We start from the raw sequence: 19,434 nt of genomic DNA, 5'->3' as shown, positions 1-19,434 counted from the left end.
ATTCCGGAATGAGGACCGCACCATGACCCGCTCGCCCCTGCTGATGTCGCTGCGTGATCTGCCGCAGCGCGCCTCCGCCCGCATCGCCGCGATCGTCCCGCACGCGATGCCCGACGCGGTGGCGCAGCGCCTGGAGGAACTCGGCTTCGTGCCCGGCGAGACGATCCGCGTCGTCGCCCGCGGCCCCTTCGGCCGCGAGCCGATCGCGGTGCAGGTCGGCTTCACCCGCTTCGCGCTGCGCCGTGCCGAGGCCGAGCGGGTCATGATCGACAGCGCCTCGGTGAGCGGCGCATGAGCGCCGCCGGTCTGTCGGGCGCCGCGGACGCGGTGCGCCATCTCGCGCTGGTCGGCAATCCGAACTGCGGCAAGACCGCGCTGTTCAACCGCCTGACCGGCAGCCGCCAGAAGGTGGCCAACTACACCGGCGTGACCGTCGAACGCAAGGAGGGCCGCTTCGTCGCGCCCTCGGGGCGGCATTTCCGCATCCTCGACCTGCCCGGCACCTACAGCCTGCAGGCCAAGAGTCCGGACGAGGAGGTCACGCGCGCGGTCTGCCTGGGCGAGTTCGCCGGCGAGCCGCTGCCCGACGTGCTGGTGGCGGTGGTCTCGGCGACCAACCTGCGCCTGCACCTGCGCTTCGCGCTGGAGCTGCGCGCGCTGGGCCGGCCGATGGTGCTGGTGCTCAACATGATGGACGAGGCGCGCCGCCTGGGCATGCGCATCGACCGCGAGCGGCTGGCGCGCGAGTTCGGCGTGCCGGTGGTCGAGGCGGTGGCGGTCGAGAAGGACGGCGCACGGGCGCTGGTCGAGCTGCTCGATCAGGGCGTGCCGGCCGCGCCCGCGGTGGCTGCGCCGGCCGATCTGCATGCCGAGACGACCCGGCTGCTGGCCGAGGCGGTGGTCTTCGACGAGTCGGTCACGCACCGCGACGAGCGCATCGACGCGGTGCTGCTGCATCCGGTGGCCGGGCCGCTGATCCTGGCGGCGGTGCTGTTCCTGATGTTCCAGGCGGTGTTCTCCTGGGCCGCGCCGCTGATGGACGGCATCAAGGAGGGCATGGCCTGGCTGGCCGAGCAGGTCAACGCCGGGCTGCCGGAGGGGCCGCTGCGCGGACTGCTGGCCGACGGCGTGATCGCCGGCGCCGGCAGCGTGCTGGTCTTCCTGCCGCAGATCCTGATCCTGTTCCTGTTCATCCTCGCGCTCGAGGAGTCGGGCTACCTGCCGCGCGCGGCCTTCCTGCTCGACCGGCTGATGGTGGGCGCGGGCCTGTCGGGGCGCTCCTTCATTCCGCTGCTGTCGAGCTTCGCCTGCGCGGTGCCGGGCATCATGGCCACGCGCAGCATCCAGCACCCGCGCGACCGGCTGGTGACCATCCTGGTGGCGCCGCTGATGACCTGCTCGGCGCGGCTGCCGGTCTACGCGCTGCTGATCGGCGCCTTCGTGCCGGACCGTCCGGTCGCGGGGCTGTTCAACCTGCAGGGCATCGTGATGTTCGGGCTCTACCTGGCGGGCATCGTCAGCGCGGTGATCGTCGCGATGGTGATGAAGCGCCTGGGCCGGCGCGCCGGCGCGGGCGACCATCCGCTGCTGCTGGAGCTGCCGGCCTACCGGCTGCCGAACCTGCGCGACCTGGCGATCGGCCTGCTCGAGCGCGCGCGCATCTTCGTGCGCCGCGTGGGCACGGTGATCATGGCGCTGAGCGTGCTGCTGTGGGGCCTGGCGAGCTTTCCCGCGCCGCCCGAGGGCGCGACCCGCGCGGCGATCGAGTACAGCTTCGCCGGCATGCTCGGGCATGCGCTGGAGGTGGTGTTCGCGCCGATCGGCTTCAACTGGCAGATCTGCATCGCGCTGGTGCCGGGCATGGCTGCCCGCGAGGTCGCGGTGGGCGCGCTGGCCACCGTCTACGCGCTGTCGGACACCGGCGAGGGCGCCGCCGACCAGCTCGCCGGCCTGATCGGCGCGCAGTGGGGCCTGCCGACGGCGCTGTCGCTGCTGGCCTGGTACATCTTCGCGCCGCAGTGCATCTCGACGCTGGCGGTGATCCGCCGCGAGACCAACTCGGTGCGCACGATGTGGCTGTCGGCCGCCTACCTGACCGCGCTGGCCTACGGCTCGGCCTTCATCACCTTCCACGTCGCCCGGGCCCTGACATGACGCTCTACGCCGCCTTCGAGACCACCGTGATCGCCGCCGCCTGCGGCTGGGCGCTGTGGCATGTCGCCACGCGGGTGCTGAAGCTGAAGCTGCGGCGTGGCGCCGCGGCGGGCGCGGCAGTCGGTGGCGGCGCCGCCTGCGGGGGCTGCAGCGGCTGCGGCAGCAGCGCGGGCAGCGCCTGCGGCAGCGGCGCCGGGGCCCGGCCGGTCACGATCGACCGGGCCGGGGCTGCTGCGGATCAGCGCGGCAGCTGAGCCTTCAGCCAGGCGTAGGTGCGGCTCAGGCCTTCGGGCGTGGGCACGCGCTGCGTCCAGCCGATCTTCTTCAGGCCGTCGTTGCTGTAGCGGATCGGCGTGTACATCGACTTCACGACATAGGGCGTGAAGACGGCCGGCATCTGGCCCTTGGACTTCTTGTTGTAGGCCACCAGCTTGCCCGACACCCACAGGAAGGCGCTGAAGGGCAGCGTGACGACGCGCATCTTCTGCACGTTCTTCAGGTAGCCGTCGAGGTACTGGCGGCAGGTCGGGATCTGGTCGTCGACCACCGCGAAGGCGCTGCCGCTCGGGGCATGCACCGCGGCGCGGGCGACCGCGTCGGCGCAGTTCTCGACATAGGTCAGCGGCAGCAGCGCGCCGTTGCCCAGGCTGGCGAACAGGCCCATCGCCTTCAGGCCGACGCGCGGCGACAGCGCACCGCCCCCGGGGCCGTAGATCACGCCCGGGCGCAGGATCACCGTCTCGAAGCCGTGCTGCCTGGCGAAGTCCAGGAACATGTGCTCCTGGCGGGTCTTGGCGTAGCCGTAGGGGCCCTTGTCGACGCCGACCGGCTCGATCGGGGTGTCCTCGCCCAGCGTGTCGCCCGGCTTCATCGCGTCGGTCTTGTAGACCGCAAAGGAGCTGATCAGCACGATGCGCTTCGTGCCGACGCGCCCGCACGCCTCGAAGACATTGCGGCTGCCCATCACCGTGTTGGCGAACATGTCGGCCGCGGCGCCCTTCATGCCGGCGGCGGCATGGATGACGCAGTCCACGCCCTCGAGCATCGCGTCGAAGGAGCCGCGCGCGATCAGGTTGGCGCCCGCGGTCTCGAGGCGGGCCTGCGGGAATTCCTTCTGCAGCGACTCGATCAGGCCGGCCGGGGCGCGGCTGCGGAAGTGCAGCCGCAGGTCGTTCTGGCCCGCCATCAGCAGGCTGCGGGTGATCTGCTTGCCGAGGAAACCGCCGGCGCCGGTGAGGAGGATCTTCATGCGCGGGCCTCCGTGGCGGAGGTGGAGTTCTTCGGGTCGGCCATGCAGGCGTCCACGCCCTCGACGATCTGGTCGATGACGCGGCACACGCGCAGGATCTGCTCGGGCGGAATCGGATCCGCCCCCTTGCCCTCGACCGCGTCGTAGAAGCGGTCCAGCAGCACGCGCATGCACTGGAAGTAGTGGAACTCGTAGTTGCGGAAGCGCGTGATGTTGCGCCGGCCGTTGGCGGCGAGCTGCCTGGCCTGGGTCCATGCCATGAACTGGCGGCCCAGCGCGCTGGGCGCGGACCAGCGCGAGGCGCGGATCAGCGTGCGCGAGGTGTAGTCGAGCTCGACCGAGTCGGTGGTGCCGACCACCTTCAGCGTGTGCGGCACCGGACGGCCGTGGGCGCTGACGTTGCCGCTGACCGTGACGCCGCCGCTGCGCAGGATGAAGCGCAGCTCGTCGGGCATCGCGTCGACGATGGCCGAGCCGGTGGGGCCGCGGCGGCGGAAGGCCAGCACGCGGGTGTCGATCTCGTCGCCGAGGAAGGGCACCACCTTGGCCAGCACATGGTCGAGCACGTTGTGGAACAGCTTGCCCGGCAGCCGGTGCACCCAGTGGCCCGGGTCGGTCATCACCGCCAGGCCGTAGTCGCCCGACAGGTTGTAGCCGTAGTTGGTGTCGAGGTGGACGATCTCGCCCAGCTCGTTCTTCTTCAGCAGCTCCTCCAGCTCGAGGCCCGGGGTCTCGTAGTTGTAGAGGTAGTTGACGCCGGCCTTGCGGCCGGCCTCCCTGGCCAGCTTCAGGATCTCGAGCGCCTGCGCCGCGGTCAGCGCGAAGGGCTTCTCCATGAAGACATGGCAGCCCGCCGCGAAGGCCATCTTCGCCAGGAACAGGTGCGAATCCGGCGGCGTGGCGATGTGCACGACGTCCAGGCGCTCCTTGGCGAACATCTCGGCCGCATCGTCGTAGCGGCCCGGGATCTTCATGCGCACCGCCAGCTGCTCGGCCATCAGCGGCTCGCGGTCGCAGACCGCGACCACCTCGCCGCGGCCGATCGCGCGGATCTGTTCGACATGGCCGTCGGCGATCTTGCCGCAGCCGATGATTCCTACCCTCAACACATCTCGCTCCCGGAGAGAAACACGATTTTTCCTGCGGCTCGGCGGCTCAGCGGCTGGTGCGGCCCCAGCTTCCGGCGTAGCGGCCGGTGGCATAGCGCCAGGAGGCGACCAGGAAGGCCCAGTTCAGCGCGAACAGGAAGGCCGCCAGCTTGACCAGCGTCGGCAGCTTCGCGCCGCGGCTGCTCAGCTGCCAGCCCGCCCAGGCCGCCGCATAGGCCAGCGCCTGGCCGGCCGCGTAGAGGGCCCAGCCGGTCGAGCCGGGTCGCAGCGCCAGCGCCACCGAGGCGGCCAGCGCCAGCAGCAGCAGGTGCGGCGCGGTCCAGCGCAGCACCTTGTGCGAGACATAGGCGAAGGCGGTCGCCGCCGAGGTGCGCGTCAGGTACTGCGGATGGCGCACCAGCGCCTGGAAGTTGCCGATGCCGATGCGGATGCGGCGCTTGACTTCCTCGCCGATCTCCTCGGGCGTGTCTTCCTCGGCCCAGGCCTTGGGCTCGTAGACCAGCCGGTGGCCGCCGGCCGAGACGTTCATCGCGATGACGAAGTCGTCGCAGATGGTGTCCGGACGGATCGGCTGCCACAGCGCGCGGCGGATCGCGTAGATCGCGCCGTTGGCGCCCAGCAGCGCGCCGATGCGGGCCTCGAAGAACTTCAGGAACTGCTCGATGCGCCAGTACAGGCTGTCCTGGTTGTCGCCGCCGGCGTTGCCCAGCAGGCGCAGCTCGCCGGTCACGCCGCCGACCTTCGGGTCGTCGAAGCGCGAGACCAGCTTCTTGAGCGCGCCGCGCTCGAAGTAGGTGTTGGCGTCGGAGAAGACGACGATCGGCTCGGTGGTGCGCGAGACCAGGTCGTTGAGCACGCTGGCCTTGCCGCGGTTCTGCTCGAAGGGCAGCGCGACGATGCGCGCCTCGCCCTCGAAGCGGCCCATCAGCTCGGCGGTGCGGTCGCGGCTGCCGTCCGAGCCGATGTAGGCGCGCAGCCGGTCGGCGGGATAGTCGAGCGACAGCAGGTTCTCGATGCGCGAGACGATGTGGCGTTCCTCGTTGTAGGCCGAGATGACGATGGCCACCGGCGGCCAGTCCGGCTCGGTGCCGGCGGCCGAGCGCTGCATCTCCAGCCGGCGCTCGCTCTTGCGGAAGACGAAGGCGACGTCGCGCAGGCCCTGGCTGAGGGCGCCGACGACGAAGAGCGCGAGCGGATAGAGGGCGTAGGAGTAGACCACCGCCACGACCCCTCCGATCGCGACGATGGCCAGCAGCAGCTCGGCCACCGTTCAGTGCCCCGCGGGCATCGGGCGGTAGCCCGGGCGCGGGATGACGTGGTCGCGGTACTGGCCCGGTTCGCCGGGCAGGCCCTGCTCGGCGGCCTTGACGATGTTGTACATCTCGCGGGCGCTGACGTAGTGCAGCTTCCACTCCTTGCCGTCGTTGTACTTCGACTGCAGGTACTCGTAGCAGCGCTTCATCGGCTCGCCTAGCAGCGTGTCCATGTCGCGCTCCTGCGTGCCGTGGGTGTGGATCTTCACGAAGATCCATTCCGGCTTGCCTTCGACGTGGATGCCGGTCTCGACCCAGGCGTCGACGCGGTCGGGCGTGGGCGGGCAGCTCGTGCGGATGTCGGAGTTCTCGATGCGCGGGATGATGCCGAACTTGCGGTCGTTCCACTTGAAGCCCAGCGGGCCCTGGATCAGCATCAGGTCGCCCCAGGGCTTGCCGCCGACCTTCACCCGCACGCCGGTGTCATGCGACTTGCAGCGGTGCGGATCGTCCTTGGCGTAGTAGATCTTGTTGATCGTCGAGGTCTGGCACGGGTCCGGCGAGGCCGGGAAGGTGTAGTCGACGTAGCAGCCTTCCTCGCGCAGCACGATCAGCTCGTTGTTGACGCCGCAGCCCCAGCCCTTCGGGTGCGAGTTGTCCAGCGCCCAGTTGCCGTGGATGAAGGCCCAGCGCGGCTGCTTCGTCACCGGATCGACCGGCAGCGCGTCGTGGCGGTCGACCAGCAGCTGCGTGAAGCGGCGCAGCTTCTCGCGCAGGCCGGCCTCAGTGTCCTTGTCGTGGTGCAGGTGGATCTCGATCTCGCCGTAGCCCATGCGGCAGATCTCGACCAGCGGCTCGAGGTGCTCGGGACGGTATTCCTCTTCCGGGTAGAAGAAGCTGTGGATCGGGCCGCGGCCGTCGGCGTCGCGGAACTGGTCGCACAGCGCCGGATACTCCTGGCGCCAGCGCGCCACGCGGCGGCATTCGGTGGCGTAGTCCGGGCGCTTCCACATCGGCTCGTAGTGGTCGACGAAGCAGAACATCACATGCTTCGTCGTGCCGGGCGGCACGGGTGCGCGCCAGTCCTGCTTCATGTAGCTGAGAAGCCACTCCTGGATGTTGCGCTGGCGGATGAACAGCGCGACCGCCGCACACAGGGCCAGCAGCACGGCGAGGAGCACATAGACGACCGTCATCGGAACCTTGAAATGAAGATGAGAAGGCGGAAAAAGAATGTTCGCTGCGCGCAATCGGGGCGAACTCTAGCATTGCCGCCTGTCACTCCGACCCCAGCGCGCCTTAGCGTCAGCCGCCTCGGCCCATCTGGTGTGAAAAAACGAATGCCCGGACCGCGAGAATGCTCAGGACCATGAGCAGCAGCGTGCTCTTCACCCAGGTCACCTTGTGCAATTTTTCATATCTGGGCGATTCCTGATCGGTCATGCCGGGTGCGTTGCTGGCGCACCACCAGGCCGACACGCACAGCGCCAGCAGGAAATACAGCACCGGCTGGTAGGTGCGCGACAGGAACCAGGCGCAGACCAGGAAGCCCAGCAGCGAGTTGCGCAGCAGCACCACCATCTGTCGGTGCGGGCTGCGCGCCGGCAGCACCTCGATCGCGGTGCTCAGGCTCCGGTAGGTCAGCACGATCATGCCCAGCCACAGGAAGTAGCCGAGCAGGCCGAGCTCGGCGAAGCACAGCACGAAGGAGTTGTGCGCCGTCAGCGGGTTGTGGTCGAGGAAGTTGCCGTAGCCCACGCCCCAGAGCGGACGCCACTTCAGCAGCTCCAGGCCCACCGCCCAGGCCTCGATGCGCTCGCCGGCGGACTGCTCCTGCGACGAGAAGCCGCGCCCGCCCACCGCGCTGGCGCCCAGGAAGGCCACGCCGGCCAGGCCGCCGAGGATCGCGGTGCGGGTGGTGCCCAGCCAGTCGCGCACGATGAAGAACAGCAGCGAGGCCGTGCCCAGCAGCGCGCCGCGCGACTGGCTCAGCACGATCGCGTAAATCATCATCGCGCCGGGCGCGACCACCAGCAGCAGATTGCGCAGCCAGGCCCTCTGGCGCCACAGCACGAACAGCATCGGCAGGCTCATCACCAGCACCTGCGAGAAGTCGTTCGGGTCGCTCAGGAAGCCCTGGCCGCGCACCCGCCACAGGTACCAGCCGGTCTGGTCCTGCGCCGGGATCTCCGCGGCGGCCGAGGGCGGTGCCCGGCTCGGGTCCTCGTCCTCGTGCTGCGGCGCGGTCTGGCGCAGCACCAGCTGGTCGACGAACTGGCCGGTGTGATAGGCCTGGATGCCGAAGCCGGCGGCGAACAGCATCGACAGCACCACCGCGGCGCAGGTCAGCTTGAGCCGGCGCAGCGAGGTCACGTTCAGCGCCACCAGCACGAACAGCATCGACGAGGTGGTGAAGTCGTTCATCGCGGCGAAGGCGCCGCCGACCCAGCCGTTGAGCGCCAGCGACAGCCCCAGCATCGCCATGAAGGCGAACAGCAGCTTGAAGTCGATCGCGCGCGCGGCGACCTCCTTGCGCGCGATGGCGCGGGCGCCCGCCAGCACGAAGCCGAGGCTCCACAGCACCAGCATCGGCCGGTACTCGGCCACCTCCGGCACGAACAGCTCGATCGGGCGGAAGAAGCTCAGGAACACGTACACCAGAAAGACCGCGAAGCTCATCATCCGATCGTCGATTCGTGCAAAAGGCCCGATCCTAATGCGCGCCGGTGACGCTGGAGCATCAGGCCCCCCCCGCCGTGGTACGGAAGCGTCTTAATCTGGAATTACTGCGTACCGTTGTGTGTCGACGAAACATCGGTCCCGCCACGGGAATCGTCGGGCGCGGCGCTTAAGATCTCGGCCGCGTCCGCCGCCGTATTTCCACGATTTCCACGATTGACGATTCCTGCATGAACAAGCCTGCTGTCCAGCCGCCCCTGCGGCGCGTCCTCTATCACCACCGCACCCAGGGCAAGGCCGTCGAGGGCGTGCACATCCGCGGCATCACCGACGCGCTGCGCGCCGAGGGCGTGACCGTCGACATCATCTCGCTGCCCGGCGCCGACCCGTACGCCAGCCCGAAGGCGCTGAGCCCGACCAAGCAGGCGCGGCCGTGGATGAAGTGGGTCACCAGCCTGCCCGAGCCGCTGTTCGAGCTGGCCGAGCTGGGCTACAACGCGGTGGCCGGCTGGCGCATCCGCGAGTCGCTGAACGCGCACAAGGACGTGGATCTGATCTACGAGCGCTACTCGCTCTACATGTTCGTGGCGGTCATGATCGCGCGGGCCCGCAGGATCCCGGTGATCCTGGAGATCAACGACTCGACCACCGTCTACCGGGTGCGGCCGCTGTTCTTCCAGCGTCTGGCCACGATGATCGAGCGCTGGGTGTTCCGCAACGCCAACGGCCTGGTCTTCGTCTCGGGCGCCTTCCGCGACCATGTGTCGAAGGCGCACGGCGGCAAGATCGCGCCGACCATCGTCTCGCACAACGCGGCCAACATCGACAAGTTCAGCCCCACGCCCGAGCAGCGCGCCGCCGCGCGGGCCAAGTGGAAGCTCGACGGCAGCGTGGTCTGCGGCTACCTGGGCGCCTTCGTGCCCTGGCACGCGATCGACCAGTTCGTCTACAAGATCGCTGATCGGCTCAAGGCCAACCCGCAGCTCAAGTTGCTGCTGGTGGGCGACGGCGCCACCTTCCCGACGGTGCAGGAGTTCGTGCAGAAGAACGGCCTGCAGGACCAGGTGGTGATGACCGGGCGCGTCTCGCACGACGAGGTGCCGGGCCTGCTGGCGGCGATGGACATGGCGGTGCTGCCCAGCGCGGGCGACTACACCTCGCCGGTCAAGCTGTTCGAGTTCATGGCCTGCGGCATTCCGCCGGTGGCGCCCGACTTCGTGCCGATCCGCGAGGTGCTGAAGGAAGACGAGACCGGCTGGATGTTCAAGGCCGGCGACCTGGAGAGCGCGGTGCAGATGGTGCTGCGCCGCAGCCAGGACAGCGACAACCTGCGCCGCGTCGGCCAGGCCGCGCGCGCCTACATCGCCCGCGAGCGCCAGTGGCGCAACAACATCCTGCAGCTCGTCGACTTCCGCGAGCAGGTCAAGGGCCGCTGAGGGCGGGGGAGCGGGCATGAAGCTGCTGCTGTCCGACCTGCGCGCCAAGCAGGTGCTCTACGGCGAGGGCGGACCGCCCGTCTCGCTGATCAAGGTGGTGCTGGCCGACGGCACGCTGGCCAACGCGCTGTACCGGCTGCAGGCCTGGCTGGCGCGGCTCGGGCTGGCGCCGCTGGCGCTGATCCCTCATGTCGTCAACAAGTGGCTCAACGGCTGCGTCATCGGCGTGAAGGCGCAGTTCGGGCCGGGCTTCGTGCTGATCCACCCGGTGGGCGTGGTCATCAACTCCAGCGTGCGCGGCGGGCGCAACGTCTGGCTCGAGAGCAGCGTGGTGATCGGCGAGAACCGCGGCGGCTTCCCGAGGCTCGGCGACGACATCTTCGTCGGCTCCGGCGCCAAGATCATCGGCGCGGTCACGGTCGGCGACCGCGCGCGCGTCGGCGCCAACGCGGTGGTGCTGCACGACGTGCCGGCCGGCCACACCGCGCTGGGCATCCCGGCGCGCATGCGCGCACCGCGTGCCTAACGCACGGCTGACGAAGTTCCAGCTTCTGGATCAACGCATTCCCTAGTGCCGCGCAGCGTCGATGGCGCTAGTCTCGGACCTGTCGAGCGCAGGTTTTCACCCTCGTGGTCGGCGCATCAGAGCATTGACCTCCTGGCCCACATCAAGCCGGGAGGTCTTTTTTTTCGTCCCTCCCGGGCATACCCCGGCGGGTTGACCTGACGCAAGGACGGCCGGCGCGCGACGCGGTCAGATGGCGTCATGTTCAACCGAGGTCCGCTTCCTGCGGGCCGTCCACGCCAAGAGGGGACGACACCATGCATGCCCTGATCGACTTCTTCTCCACCGACTACGGCCTGCTCAGCGCGGTGGTCATCGCCATCACGCTCGGCATGGGCGCTTTCTACGTCAACTACTTCGTGAAGCACATCCGCCAGGACACCGAGGCGGCCGAGCGCGCCGCCAAGGCCGCCGGCGCGCACTGAGGTCGTGCCGAGGCCCGCGCCGCGGGCCCGGAACGCTCAGAACGGCGCGGGATCCTCGAAGTGCACCGGCTCCCCGCGGGCCGGATGCACGAAGGCCAGCCGGCAGGCGTGCAGCAGCAGCCGCGGCGCGGCCTCGCGCCAGGGCGGCGGCGCATAGAGCTCGTCGCCGAGGATCGGGTGGCCGATCGACAGCAGGTGCACCCGCAGCTGGTGCGAGCGCCCGGTGACCGGCTCGAGCGAGAGCCGGCTGGTGCCGGCGGCCCCGTCGCCGCTGCCACCGTTGTCGCCGCCGTCAAGCCGCCGCCAGCGCGTCAGCGACGGGCGGCCGCGCTCCGCGTCGATCATCTGGCGCGGCCGGTTCGGCCAGTCGCAGATCAGCGGCGCGTCGATCTCGCCGGCCTGCGCGTCCGGGCAGCCGGCCACCACCGCCTCGTAGCGCTTGTCGACCTGCCGGTCGGCGAAGAGCCGGCTGAGCCGGCGGTGCATCTCGGCGCCGCGCGCCATCAGCAGCAGGCCGGAGGTGGCCATGTCGAGCCGGTGCACGATCAGCGCGTCGGGCACGCGGCGCTGCACCCGCGCGGCGACGCAGTCGGCGTTCCCGGGCCCGCGCCCGGGCACCGACAGCAGGCCGGCGGGCTTGCGCACCACCAGCAGCGCCTCGTCGAGGTGGATCAGCGCGATCGGATCCGGATCGGAGTCTTCGGTCATGGCCGGCATTGTCGTCTGACGACGCTGACACCCTGTTGCGTGGAGCCGGCGGGCGGGGACGGCACAATCGGCGCCTTCCGAACGATTCCTCGCCTGCATGTCGCTGCTGACCTCGACGCTCCTGACCCCGACCCTTCCCGCGCCGCCCCAGGATCTGGCCGCGCTGATGGCCGAGCTGACCCGGCCGACCGTGCTGGTCGAGTTCGCGGTCCTGGCCGTGGTCATGCTCGCGAGCTGGCTGCTGGTGTGGCTGCTGCACGGGGCGCGGCGGGCAGCGGCCGAGCCGGACACCGGCCGCGGCTCGATCTGGTTCGGGGCGCACCTGGTCGACGGCGTGCTGTTTCCGCTGCTGATGCTGGCGCTGGCGCATGTGGCGCGGCGCGTGCTGATCGACCTGGGCCAGCCGGTGGCGCTGTGGCGCATCGCGATCCCGGTGCTGCTGTCGCTGGCGGTGATCCGGCTGAGCGTGCGCGTGCTCAGCGCCGCCTTTCCGGCCTCGAGGCTGATGCGGGTGGTCGAGCGCACCATCTCGTGGTTCGCCTGGCTGGGCATGGTGCTGTGGGTCACCGGGGTGCTGCCGGTGCTGCTCGACGAGCTCGACGACATCCGCTGGAAGGTCGGCAGCCATCCGATGTCGCTGCGCAACCTGATCGAGGGCGGGCTGTCGGCCGGCTTCGTGATGGTGGTGGTGCTGTGGATCTCGGCGGCGCTGGAGGCGCGGCTGCTGGCCGGCGCCAGCGGCGCGCAGCTGTCGCTGCGCAAGGTCGCGGCCAACGCGCTGCGCGCGATGATGCTCTTCGTCGGCCTGCTGCTGGCGCTGTCGGCGGTGGGCATCGACCTGACGGCGCTGTCGGTGCTGGGCGGCGCGCTCGGCGTGGGCATCGGCCTGGGCCTGCAGAAGCTGGCGGCCAACTATGTCAGCGGCTTCGTCATCCTGGCCGAGCGCTCGCTGCGCATCGGCGACATCGTCCGGGTGGCCGATTTCGAGGGCCAGATCACCGACATCACCACCCGCTACACGCTGATCCGCTCGCCCTCCGGCCGCGAGGCGATCGTGCCCAACGAGACGCTGCTGACGACGACGGTGCAGAACCTGTCGCTGGCCGACCGGCGCGTGCTGCTGAGCACCGTCGTCGGCGTCGACTACGACACCGATGTCGAGGCGCTGCGGGCGCGCCTGATCGAGACGGTGGCGGCGGTGCCGCGGGTGCTGGCCGATCCGGGCCCGGCGGTGCAGCTGACGGCCTTCGGCGCCGACGGCCTGGAGATGTCGATCTTCTTCTGGATCGGCGACCCGGAGAACGGCCAGGGCAACGTGCGCTCCGAGGTCAACCTCGCGGTGCTGGCGCAGCTGCGGCGCGAGGGCATCGGCATCCCGTTCCCGCAGCGGGTGGTGCATGTGCAGCCGGGCGCGGCCGTCACGGCGCCTGCAGCGGGATCCGCACGGTGAAGCGGCAGCCCTGGCCGGGCTGACTGTCGACCAGGATGCGCCCGCCGAGCACCTCGGTGCAGAAGTGGTGGCACAGGTGCAGGCCGATGCCGGTGCCGCCGCGGCCACGCCGGGTGGTGAAGAAGGGATCGAAGATGCGCGGCAGCAGCAGCGGATCGATGCCGCGGCCGTTGTCGGCGACCTCCAGCACCAGCATGTCCGGTGCGCCGTCCTGCCGCTCGATGCGGCTGTCGACGCGGATCTGGTCGTCCGGCTCCGGCGCGCGGTCCTCGAAGGCATGCATCAGCGCGTTGGCGATCAGGTTCTCGACCACCTGGCCGAGCGGGCCGGGATAGCTGTCGAGCGCGATGCCGGTCGCCGGCGCGATGCGCAGCACGATCGGGCCGGCGCGCTGGCGACGCTCCTCGGCCAGCCGCGGCGCGAGCAGCCGCTGCACGTCGCGCAGCAGTCCGTCGAGCTCGAAGTGGCGCCGCTCGACCGCGCCGCGGTCGGTGGCGAGCTGCTTGAACAGGCGGATGACCTGGCCGGCGCGCTCCAGCCCGTGCGTGATGATCTCCAGCCCGGTGCGCTGGTTGTCCAGCAGCCGCAGGACCGGCGCGGGCAGCGCCGTGCCCGTGCCGCTGTCGTTCAGGCTGCGGCGTAGCTCGTCGAGCCGGCGCGTCAGCGTCGAGGCGGTCATGCCGACGCTGCCCAGCGGGGTGTTGAGCTCGTGCGCGACGCCGGCCACCAGCAGCCCCAGCGAGGCCAGCTTCTCGGCGCGCACCAGCTCGTCGTGGAGATGGCGCAGCCGCTCGAGCGAGTCCTCGGCCTGGGCCTTGGCGGCGGCCAGCGCCTGGTGGTTGGCCTGCAGGTCGGCCAGCAGCCGCTCGCGCTCGCGCTCGGCCTGGCGCCGGCGCCGGGTCAGCGCCAGGGCCGCCAGCGCCGCCAGCAGCGCGCCGCCGCCGCACTGCCAGGCGCTGACCTCGCGCAGCGGCGCGACCGTGTCCTGCGGCACCTGGGCGACGAAATACCACGGGCGTGTCGCCAGCCGGCCCGGCCCCGGCTCGGTCGGCATGAAGTCCTGGTAGTACCACATGCCCTGCGCGCCCTCGCGCCGGCCGCGGCCGTGGTCGCGCATCTGCTGCCACAGCTCGGCGTCGGTCTGCTCGAGCGCCTGCGGCTCGCTGACGCTGACGGCGCGGCCCGCGCTGTCGTAGAGCCGCAGCGGCGCCAGGCCGGGCGCGTCGAGCCGGGCCAGGCGCGCCATCGTCGCCTGCAGGTCATGGGTGATGACGACCATGCCGCGCAGCCGCCCGCCGGCGTCGTAGATCGGCGAGGCCACGCGCAGCGCATGGCGCCCGGCCAGGTTCTCCAGCGGCGTGAAGCGCGCCTCGGCCGGCAGCAGGTCGTCGAAGTGCGCCAGCCAGGGCATCTGCGCCGGACGCCGCAGCGAGGAGGGCGCGGCCAGCAGCGCCAGGCCGTCGACATGCTCGGCACGCACCCGCTCGCGGCCGGTCTCGTCGATCCAGGCGATCTCGGCGTGGCGCGGGAAGGCGCGGGTGTAGGTCAGCAGCGCGATGCCCATCGCCGAGGTGTCGCCGCCGGCCGCGGCGCTGCCGATCGCGGTCGACTGGCCGAGCACCAGCGCCGAGCGCGAGAGCTCGGCCAGCTCCGCGGCCGTCAGCGCGACGCCCTGCTCGAGCAGGGTGCGGGCCTGGCCGCGCAGCGGCGCCAGCCGCAGGTCGAGCAGCCGCAGGTAGCTCAGCGCCGCGATCAGGCCGATGACCAGCAGCCACGGCAGCATCCTCAGCCCGAGGATGCGCAGCTCGTCGCGCCGGCCGCTCACTGCGGCAGGTGGCCCTGGCTGCGCAGCCAGCCCGGCAGCTCCGACACCGGCATCGGCCGACCGATCAGCATGCCCTGCGCGGCCTGGCAGCCGCTGCGCGTCAGCCAGCGGCGCTGCGCGTCGGTCTCGACGCCCTCGGCCAGCGACTTCAGCCCGAGCTGGCGCGACAGCGACACGATCATGTTCGGCAGCGTCTCCTCGTCCGGGCGCTGGCCGATCTCGTCGAGAAAGGCGCGGTCGATCTTGATCCAGTCGAGGTCGAAGCCGCGCAGCCGCGCCAGCGACGAGAAGCCGGTGCCGAAGTCGTCGAGCGCGATCTCGAAGCCGAGCTGGCGCAGCCGGTCGAGCTGCACCGTCGCGCCGTCGGGGTCGACCATCATCGCGCTCTCGGTGACCTCCAGCTCGATGGCGTCGGCCGGCACGCCGGCGGCGCTGCAGCGCGCGGCGATGTCCTGCGCCAGCGCCGGGTCGGCGAGCTGCTGCGCCGACAGGTTGACCGCGATGCGCAGGTGGCCCAGGCCCAGCGTGTCGAGCACCCGCCAGGCATGGCAGGACTGCTGCAGCACCTGGTGGAACAGCGCCGAGATGTGGCCGGAGGCCTCGGCCAGCGCGATGAAGGTCAGCGGCGGTACCTCGCGGCCGCGCCGGTCGGTCCAGCGCGCCAGCGCCTCGAAGCCCTTCAGGCTGCCGTCGTGCAGCCAGACCTGGGGCTGCAGCGCGATGCGGATCTCGCCGGCGCGCAGCGCCTCGTGCAGCGCCTGGCCGAGGCGGTAGTTGTCGCGCGCCTGCGCCTCCATGCCGGGCTGGTAGGCGACCTGCTGGCCCCAGCCGTGGCGCTTGGCATCGTTGAGCAGGTAGCGCGCGGTCGCCAGCGTCTCCTCGGGCGGGCCCTGGACCAGCGACAGGTCGACCTGCGCGCCGGTCAGGTGCAGCACCGCGGAGAAATGGCCGTCGCTGACGGTGATGCCCTCGGTGCGGTCGCGGTAGAGCTGGTGCACCAGCTGGTCGTGCGGGCCCAGCAGCGCGAAGGTGTCGTTGTCGACCCGCGCCACCATCACGTCCGGGCCGGCCTCCTCGCGCAGCCGCTCGGCCAGCGCCTGCAGCAGCCGGTTGGCGGTCTCGAAGCCGAGCATCAGGTTCAGGTTCGAGAACTGGTCGACGTCCTCGAACTGCAGCACCATCGTCGAGAGCCGGTCGCCGGCGGCGTGCATGCGCCGCAGCAGGCCGTTGCGGTTGGGCAGGCCGGTCAGCGGATCCTGGTAGGCGATGCGGTCGAGCTGCGCGATCAGGTCCAGGCGGTGCATCTGCGCGCCGACATTCGCTGCCAGCAGCCGCACCATCTCGCGCTCGGCCGCATCGGGCACGCGCGGGCGCGGCACCCACAGCGCGAACAGCGTCTGGTGCGCGGCGTCGGCGCCGCTGCGCAGCGCCTGCCGCGGCATCGGGCCCGGATGCAGCCCCAGCAGCAGCTCGGGGCGCTCGGTCTCGTCCGGCGGCTCGGTCTGCGCGCCGCCGAGCGCGCGCTCGATGCGCGCGGCCAGCGCCGCCAGCGCGTCGTCGTCCGGCGCCGGGTCGACCACCAGCGGCAGGCCCTGCAGCTCGGCCTGCGCACCGGCCGCGCCGATGACCAGCGGACCGGTGGTGTGCGGCGGCCACATCGCCACCATCCCGGCCGGCTCGGTCTCGAGCAGCGCGGCGACATCGTCGAGCAGCTGGCGCGCCAGCCCGGTCAGGTCCTGGCCGTGGCTGGCCCGGTCGACCGCCGCGAGCAGCCGCTCGAAGCGGCGCCGGCCCTGCTGCTCGCGCAGGATCGACTGGTGGCTGCGCAGGTTGGCGCTGAGCAGCGCCTCGAGCCGCTCGCTGCCGAGCTCGGTCTTGTGCCAGTACTCGTCGACGTCGAGGTCGCGCATGACGTCGTGCATCGGCGCCATGCCCGGCTGGCCGGTCAGCAGCACGATGCGGATCTCGCGCCGGCCCAGCGTGCCGCGCAGGTGGCGCACCAGGCGCAGGCCGGCCTCGTCGTCCTCCATCACCACGTCGAGCAGGATGACCGCGATGTCGGGATGGCGCTCGATCAGCGCCAGCGCCTCGGCCGCGCTGCCGGCCTGCAGCAGCTCGACCTCGCGACCCTGGAAGCGGTAGCCGTCGAGCGCGAACGCGATCGAGCGGCGGAAGACCGGATCGTCATCGACGGCGAGGATCCGGGGCGGCGGATCGGGCGTGACAGAAGGGACGGACAGGTTCAAGGACAGCTCCGGAAGCTCCGGCGGCAGGGCCGGATCCGGCCGCGGACATGCGTGCAGCGGCCCGACAAGGGCCGCCGATGCCCGGGCAGTCTGGCGCAGCGTGACGAAGTTGGCAATTGCTCAAGACCGCCAGGGGGGCTCCGATATCGCAACCAACTGTTCATGCCGGATCTGCCGGTTCTTTCGAACTGCCTGCCTGCGCAGGCCTGCCGACCATGCTGAATTCCTCCCTGTCCCGGGTCGCGTCCCGGTCCGCGCGCCGGGTGGCCGGCTTCACGCTGATCGAGGCGATGTTGGTGCTGGGCCTGCTCGGGCTGCTGCTGGCGATGGGGCTGCCGATGTGGAAGAGCCACCGAGACCGCGCGCTGCAGCGCCAGGCCGCGCAGGAGATCTCGGCGATGTCGGCGGTCATCACGCAGTACCGGCTCGACAACCAGGGCGCGCCCGCCTCCCTGGCGGACGTCGGCATGGCCGGCCGGCTCGATCCGTGGAAACGTGCGTACGTCTATTACAACCTCGAAACCGGCAAGACCAGCCAGGCGCGCAAGAACCGCTCGCTCACGCCGATCAACAGCGACTTCGACCTCTACAGCCTCGGCCCGGACGGCGACAGCCAGCGGCCGCTGACGGCCACGGTCTCGCAGGACGACGTGATCCGCGCCAACAACGGCCGCTTCATCGGCATCGCGGCCGACTTCGCCGACTGAGCGGGCCGGGCGGACACGAGCGATGCCGAGGCTCTCCTGGCCCTCCTGGGCGCCGCGCAGCATGCCGCGCCTGCCGCTGACCGGCGCGCTGCTCGCCAGCGGCCTGGGGCGGCGCATCCTGCTGCTGTTCCTGCTGGCGTCGGGCCTGCCGCTGCTGCTGCTGGGCCTGGGCAGCGCGCAGATGGTCGAGACGCTGGCGGCGGTGGCCGGGCGGCGCGAGCAGGCCCGCGTGCTGCAGCTCGCGGCGCTGCAGGTGCACGAGCGGCTGCTGCTGGCACGCGACCTGATGCGCGACTGGCCGGAGCCCGACCTGGCCCGGCCGGGCCAGGCGCCGGCGCTGCCCGGGCTGGGGCGCGGCTTCGTGCGTGCGCTCCATCTGGACGCGCAGGGGCGCGTCGACGCCGGCGACGCGGCCACGCGCGAGCTGCTCGACGGCATGACGGCCCAGCGCGCCGGCACGCTGCAGGTTCGCGAGCGCAACGGCCGCGCGCTGGTGCTGATGAGCATGGCCTCGCCGCAGGGCGGACGCTGGCTGGCCGAGCTCTCGCCGAGCTACCTGTGGCAGCCGATGCTGGAGTCGGCGCCGGAGGCGCTGTGGTGCGTGCAGGACGTGCAGGGCGTGCGGCTGCACTGCCCGGCCGCGCCGTCGGGGCAGGGCGATGCGGACGCCGCGGACGGTGCCGCGGTCCGCAGGCAGCTGCACACCTCGTGGAGCCTGTTCCTCGACGGCGATTTCGCCGCTCCCGGGCCGGGCGACTGGCGCTTCGACCTGGTGGCGCCGCCGCCGCCCTTCGAGCTGGCCGGCATGACCATGGTGCGGCTGCTGTCGGGCGCGGTCGGCAGCACGCTGATCCTGGTGGCGCTGCTGAGCGTCAGCCTGGTGCGGCGCACGCTCGGGCCGCTGCAGCAGCTGCGCGCCGGCGTCGACCGGCTCGAGCGGCGCGAGGGCGGGGCGCGTGTCGACCTGCGCGGCCGCGACGAGTTCGGCGAGCTCGGCCAGGCCTTCAACCGCATGGCCGCGCGCATCGACGCGCAGTTCGACTCGCTGCAGCTGCTGGCCTCGATCGACCGCGACATCGTCGCGCGCCGCGAGGTCGACGAGCTCTTCCGCCGGGTGCTGGTGCAGGCGCTGCTGCCGCTGGAATGCCGGGTGATGGCGCTGGCCAGCGTCGAGCCGGGCCGCGTGCCGCGGCTGCTGCTGCAGTGGAACGACCGGCGCCATCTGCACAAGGTGCGCCGCAGCCTGCGGGTCCTGACCCCGGTCGAGCATCAGGCGCTGCTGGCGGTCGACCAGGATGGCGACTGGGCCGGCGCGGCCTGGGCGCGTGCGCTCGGCGAGGGGCTGAAGGTGCTGCCGCTGCGCTGGCAGGCGCGCACGCTGGGCGTGCTGCTGATCGGCTGGGAGCGCGCGCCGGCGCCGGAGCGGCTCGGCCATGCGGCCGAGCTGCGCGACCGGCTGGCGGTGGCGCTGGCGGCGCACCAGCGCGAGCGCGAGCTGACCTGGCAGGCCTGCCACGACGACCTGACCGGCCTGCTTGTATGTTTCAGACCAGACCAGCGCGGTAGAGTCTGAACGCCGTTGAGGCGGCCAGACCGGACCGTGCAGCCTGGTGGCGGCTTGGGCCTTG

The 19,434-nt window shown here is 71.3% G+C and carries 17 protein-coding genes; 9 read left to right on the top strand and 8 right to left on the bottom strand.

What is annotated here, in order from left to right; genetic code table 11:
* Nucleotides 1-22 precede the first annotated feature (22 nt).
* From HNQ01_RS04135 to HNQ01_RS04125, 3 genes are read left to right on the top strand one after another with little or no spacing between them, the layout of a single operon-like run.
* A complete protein-coding gene (locus HNQ01_RS04135) occupies nt 23-295 on the top strand; it encodes a FeoA family protein (RefSeq protein WP_286180459.1) in 273 nt (90 codons plus the stop codon).
* Nucleotides 292-2,154 (top strand): ferrous iron transporter B, encoded by a 1,863-nt coding sequence (gene feoB / locus HNQ01_RS04130; protein ID WP_173804115.1) that lies wholly within the window; start codon nt 292-294, stop codon nt 2,152-2,154. The genes HNQ01_RS04135 and feoB overlap by 4 nt, the downstream gene beginning before the upstream one ends.
* Nucleotides 2,151-2,408 (top strand): hypothetical protein, encoded by a 258-nt coding sequence (locus HNQ01_RS04125; protein WP_173804114.1) that lies wholly within the window; start codon nt 2,151-2,153, stop codon nt 2,406-2,408. The genes feoB and HNQ01_RS04125 overlap by 4 nt, the downstream gene beginning before the upstream one ends.
* Here the strand turns inward: HNQ01_RS04125 and HNQ01_RS04120 are convergent.
* The 5 genes from HNQ01_RS04120 to HNQ01_RS04100 all read right to left on the bottom strand — a co-directional run bounded on the left by HNQ01_RS04120 (nt 2,393) and on the right by HNQ01_RS04100 (nt 8,444).
* Nucleotides 2,393-3,403: an NAD-dependent epimerase/dehydratase family protein gene (locus HNQ01_RS04120; protein WP_173804113.1), complete on the bottom strand. Its 1,011-nt coding sequence runs from the start codon at nt 3,401-3,403 to the stop codon at nt 2,393-2,395. The two genes, HNQ01_RS04125 and HNQ01_RS04120, sit on opposite strands and share 16 nt — an antisense overlap.
* Nucleotides 3,400-4,509 carry a Gfo/Idh/MocA family protein gene (locus HNQ01_RS04115; protein ID WP_173804112.1) on the bottom strand — a complete coding sequence of 370 codons (1,110 nt, stop codon included), beginning with the start codon at nt 4,507-4,509 and terminating at the stop codon, nt 3,400-3,402. The genes HNQ01_RS04120 and HNQ01_RS04115 overlap by 4 nt, the downstream gene beginning before the upstream one ends.
* A gap of 49 nt (nt 4,510-4,558) precedes the next feature.
* Nucleotides 4,559-5,779 (bottom strand): glycosyltransferase family 2 protein, encoded by a 1,221-nt coding sequence (locus HNQ01_RS04110; protein ID WP_173804111.1) that lies wholly within the window; start codon nt 5,777-5,779, stop codon nt 4,559-4,561.
* A 3-nt stretch (nt 5,780-5,782) separates the two neighbouring features.
* Nucleotides 5,783-6,961, bottom strand: coding sequence for a hypothetical protein (locus HNQ01_RS04105; protein WP_173804110.1), 1,179 nt, complete (start codon nt 6,959-6,961; stop codon nt 5,783-5,785).
* A 109-nt stretch (nt 6,962-7,070) separates the two neighbouring features.
* Nucleotides 7,071-8,444, bottom strand: coding sequence for an O-antigen ligase family protein (locus HNQ01_RS04100; RefSeq protein WP_173804109.1), 1,374 nt, complete (start codon nt 8,442-8,444; stop codon nt 7,071-7,073).
* A 230-nt stretch (nt 8,445-8,674) separates the two neighbouring features.
* Between HNQ01_RS04100 and HNQ01_RS04095 the strand changes: the two genes are divergently transcribed.
* From HNQ01_RS04095 to HNQ01_RS04085, 3 genes are all read left to right on the top strand, one after another.
* A complete protein-coding gene (locus tag HNQ01_RS04095) occupies nt 8,675-9,880 on the top strand; it encodes a glycosyltransferase family 4 protein (protein WP_173804108.1) in 1,206 nt (401 codons plus the stop codon).
* Nucleotides 9,881-9,896: 16 nt separating this feature from the next.
* Nucleotides 9,897-10,406 carry a serine O-acetyltransferase gene (locus HNQ01_RS04090; RefSeq protein WP_173804107.1) on the top strand — a complete coding sequence of 170 codons (510 nt, stop codon included), beginning with the start codon at nt 9,897-9,899 and terminating at the stop codon, nt 10,404-10,406.
* A 296-nt stretch (nt 10,407-10,702) separates the two neighbouring features.
* A complete protein-coding gene (locus HNQ01_RS04085; RefSeq protein WP_173804106.1) occupies nt 10,703-10,870 on the top strand; it encodes a DUF3149 domain-containing protein in 168 nt (55 codons plus the stop codon).
* A gap of 36 nt (nt 10,871-10,906) precedes the next feature.
* On the opposite strand, the gene HNQ01_RS04080 is transcribed toward HNQ01_RS04085, so the two are convergent.
* On the bottom strand, nt 10,907-11,578 hold the full coding sequence (locus HNQ01_RS04080) for an RluA family pseudouridine synthase (protein ID WP_434801481.1): 672 nt from the start codon (nt 11,576-11,578) through the stop codon (nt 10,907-10,909).
* Between the two features lie 97 nt (nt 11,579-11,675).
* Here HNQ01_RS04080 and HNQ01_RS04075 point away from each other — a divergent pair, with 97 nt between their 5' ends.
* The gene (locus HNQ01_RS04075; protein WP_173804104.1) at nt 11,676-13,028 is read left to right on the top strand and encodes a mechanosensitive ion channel family protein; all 1,353 of its coding nucleotides are present in this window, start codon (nt 11,676-11,678) and stop codon (nt 13,026-13,028) included.
* Here the strand turns inward: HNQ01_RS04075 and HNQ01_RS22535 are convergent.
* Together HNQ01_RS22535 and HNQ01_RS04065 are read right to left on the bottom strand one after the other, a co-directional pair.
* Nucleotides 12,997-14,853 (bottom strand): sensor histidine kinase, encoded by a 1,857-nt coding sequence (locus HNQ01_RS22535; RefSeq protein WP_173804103.1) that lies wholly within the window; start codon nt 14,851-14,853, stop codon nt 12,997-12,999. The two genes, HNQ01_RS04075 and HNQ01_RS22535, sit on opposite strands and share 32 nt — an antisense overlap.
* On the bottom strand, nt 14,850-17,099 hold the full coding sequence (locus tag HNQ01_RS04065) for a two-component system response regulator (RefSeq protein WP_173804102.1): 2,250 nt from the start codon (nt 17,097-17,099) through the stop codon (nt 14,850-14,852). The genes HNQ01_RS22535 and HNQ01_RS04065 overlap by 4 nt, the downstream gene beginning before the upstream one ends.
* 215 nt (nt 17,100-17,314) lie before the next feature.
* Between HNQ01_RS04065 and HNQ01_RS04060 the strand changes: the two genes are divergently transcribed.
* The gene (locus HNQ01_RS04060) at nt 17,315-17,806 is read left to right on the top strand and encodes a prepilin-type N-terminal cleavage/methylation domain-containing protein (RefSeq protein WP_173804101.1); all 492 of its coding nucleotides are present in this window, start codon (nt 17,315-17,317) and stop codon (nt 17,804-17,806) included.
* Between the two features lie 22 nt (nt 17,807-17,828).
* Entirely contained in the window at nt 17,829-19,379 is a 1,551-nt protein-coding gene (locus HNQ01_RS04055) for a HAMP domain-containing protein (protein WP_173804100.1), read from the top strand.
* The last annotated feature ends 55 nt before the right edge of the window (nt 19,380-19,434 follow it).

Source organism: Sphaerotilus uruguayifluvii (assembly GCF_013294065.1).
GTDB classification, from domain to species: Bacteria; Pseudomonadota; Gammaproteobacteria; order Burkholderiales; family Burkholderiaceae_C; genus Sphaerotilus; species Sphaerotilus uruguayifluvii.
This window is presented reverse-complemented; position numbering and strand designations above follow the sequence as displayed.

Excerpts from the sequence above, each read along its gene's own strand:
- HNQ01_RS04135 (WP_286180459.1), top strand. The coding sequence starts at position 23 with ATGACCCGCTCGCCCCTGCTGATGTCGCTGCGTGATCTGCCGCAGCGC.
- feoB (WP_173804115.1), top strand. The coding sequence starts at position 292 with ATGAGCGCCGCCGGTCTGTCGGGCGCCGCGGACGCGGTGCGCCATCTC.
- HNQ01_RS04125 (WP_173804114.1), top strand. The coding sequence starts at position 2,151 with ATGACGCTCTACGCCGCCTTCGAGACCACCGTGATCGCCGCCGCCTGC.
- HNQ01_RS04120 (WP_173804113.1), bottom strand. The coding sequence starts at position 3,403 with ATGAAGATCCTCCTCACCGGCGCCGGCGGTTTCCTCGGCAAGCAGATC.
- HNQ01_RS04105 (WP_173804110.1), bottom strand. The coding sequence starts at position 6,961 with ATGACGGTCGTCTATGTGCTCCTCGCCGTGCTGCTGGCCCTGTGTGCG.
- HNQ01_RS04100 (WP_173804109.1), bottom strand. The coding sequence starts at position 8,444 with ATGAGCTTCGCGGTCTTTCTGGTGTACGTGTTCCTGAGCTTCTTCCGC.
- HNQ01_RS04095 (WP_173804108.1), top strand. The coding sequence starts at position 8,675 with ATGAACAAGCCTGCTGTCCAGCCGCCCCTGCGGCGCGTCCTCTATCAC.
- HNQ01_RS04090 (WP_173804107.1), top strand. The coding sequence starts at position 9,897 with ATGAAGCTGCTGCTGTCCGACCTGCGCGCCAAGCAGGTGCTCTACGGC.
- HNQ01_RS04085 (WP_173804106.1), top strand. The coding sequence starts at position 10,703 with ATGCATGCCCTGATCGACTTCTTCTCCACCGACTACGGCCTGCTCAGC.
- HNQ01_RS04080 (WP_434801481.1), bottom strand. The coding sequence starts at position 11,578 with ATGACCGAAGACTCCGATCCGGATCCGATCGCGCTGATCCACCTCGAC.
- HNQ01_RS04075 (WP_173804104.1), top strand. The coding sequence starts at position 11,676 with ATGTCGCTGCTGACCTCGACGCTCCTGACCCCGACCCTTCCCGCGCCG.
- HNQ01_RS04060 (WP_173804101.1), top strand. The coding sequence starts at position 17,315 with ATGCTGAATTCCTCCCTGTCCCGGGTCGCGTCCCGGTCCGCGCGCCGG.
- HNQ01_RS04055 (WP_173804100.1), top strand. The coding sequence starts at position 17,829 with ATGCCGAGGCTCTCCTGGCCCTCCTGGGCGCCGCGCAGCATGCCGCGC.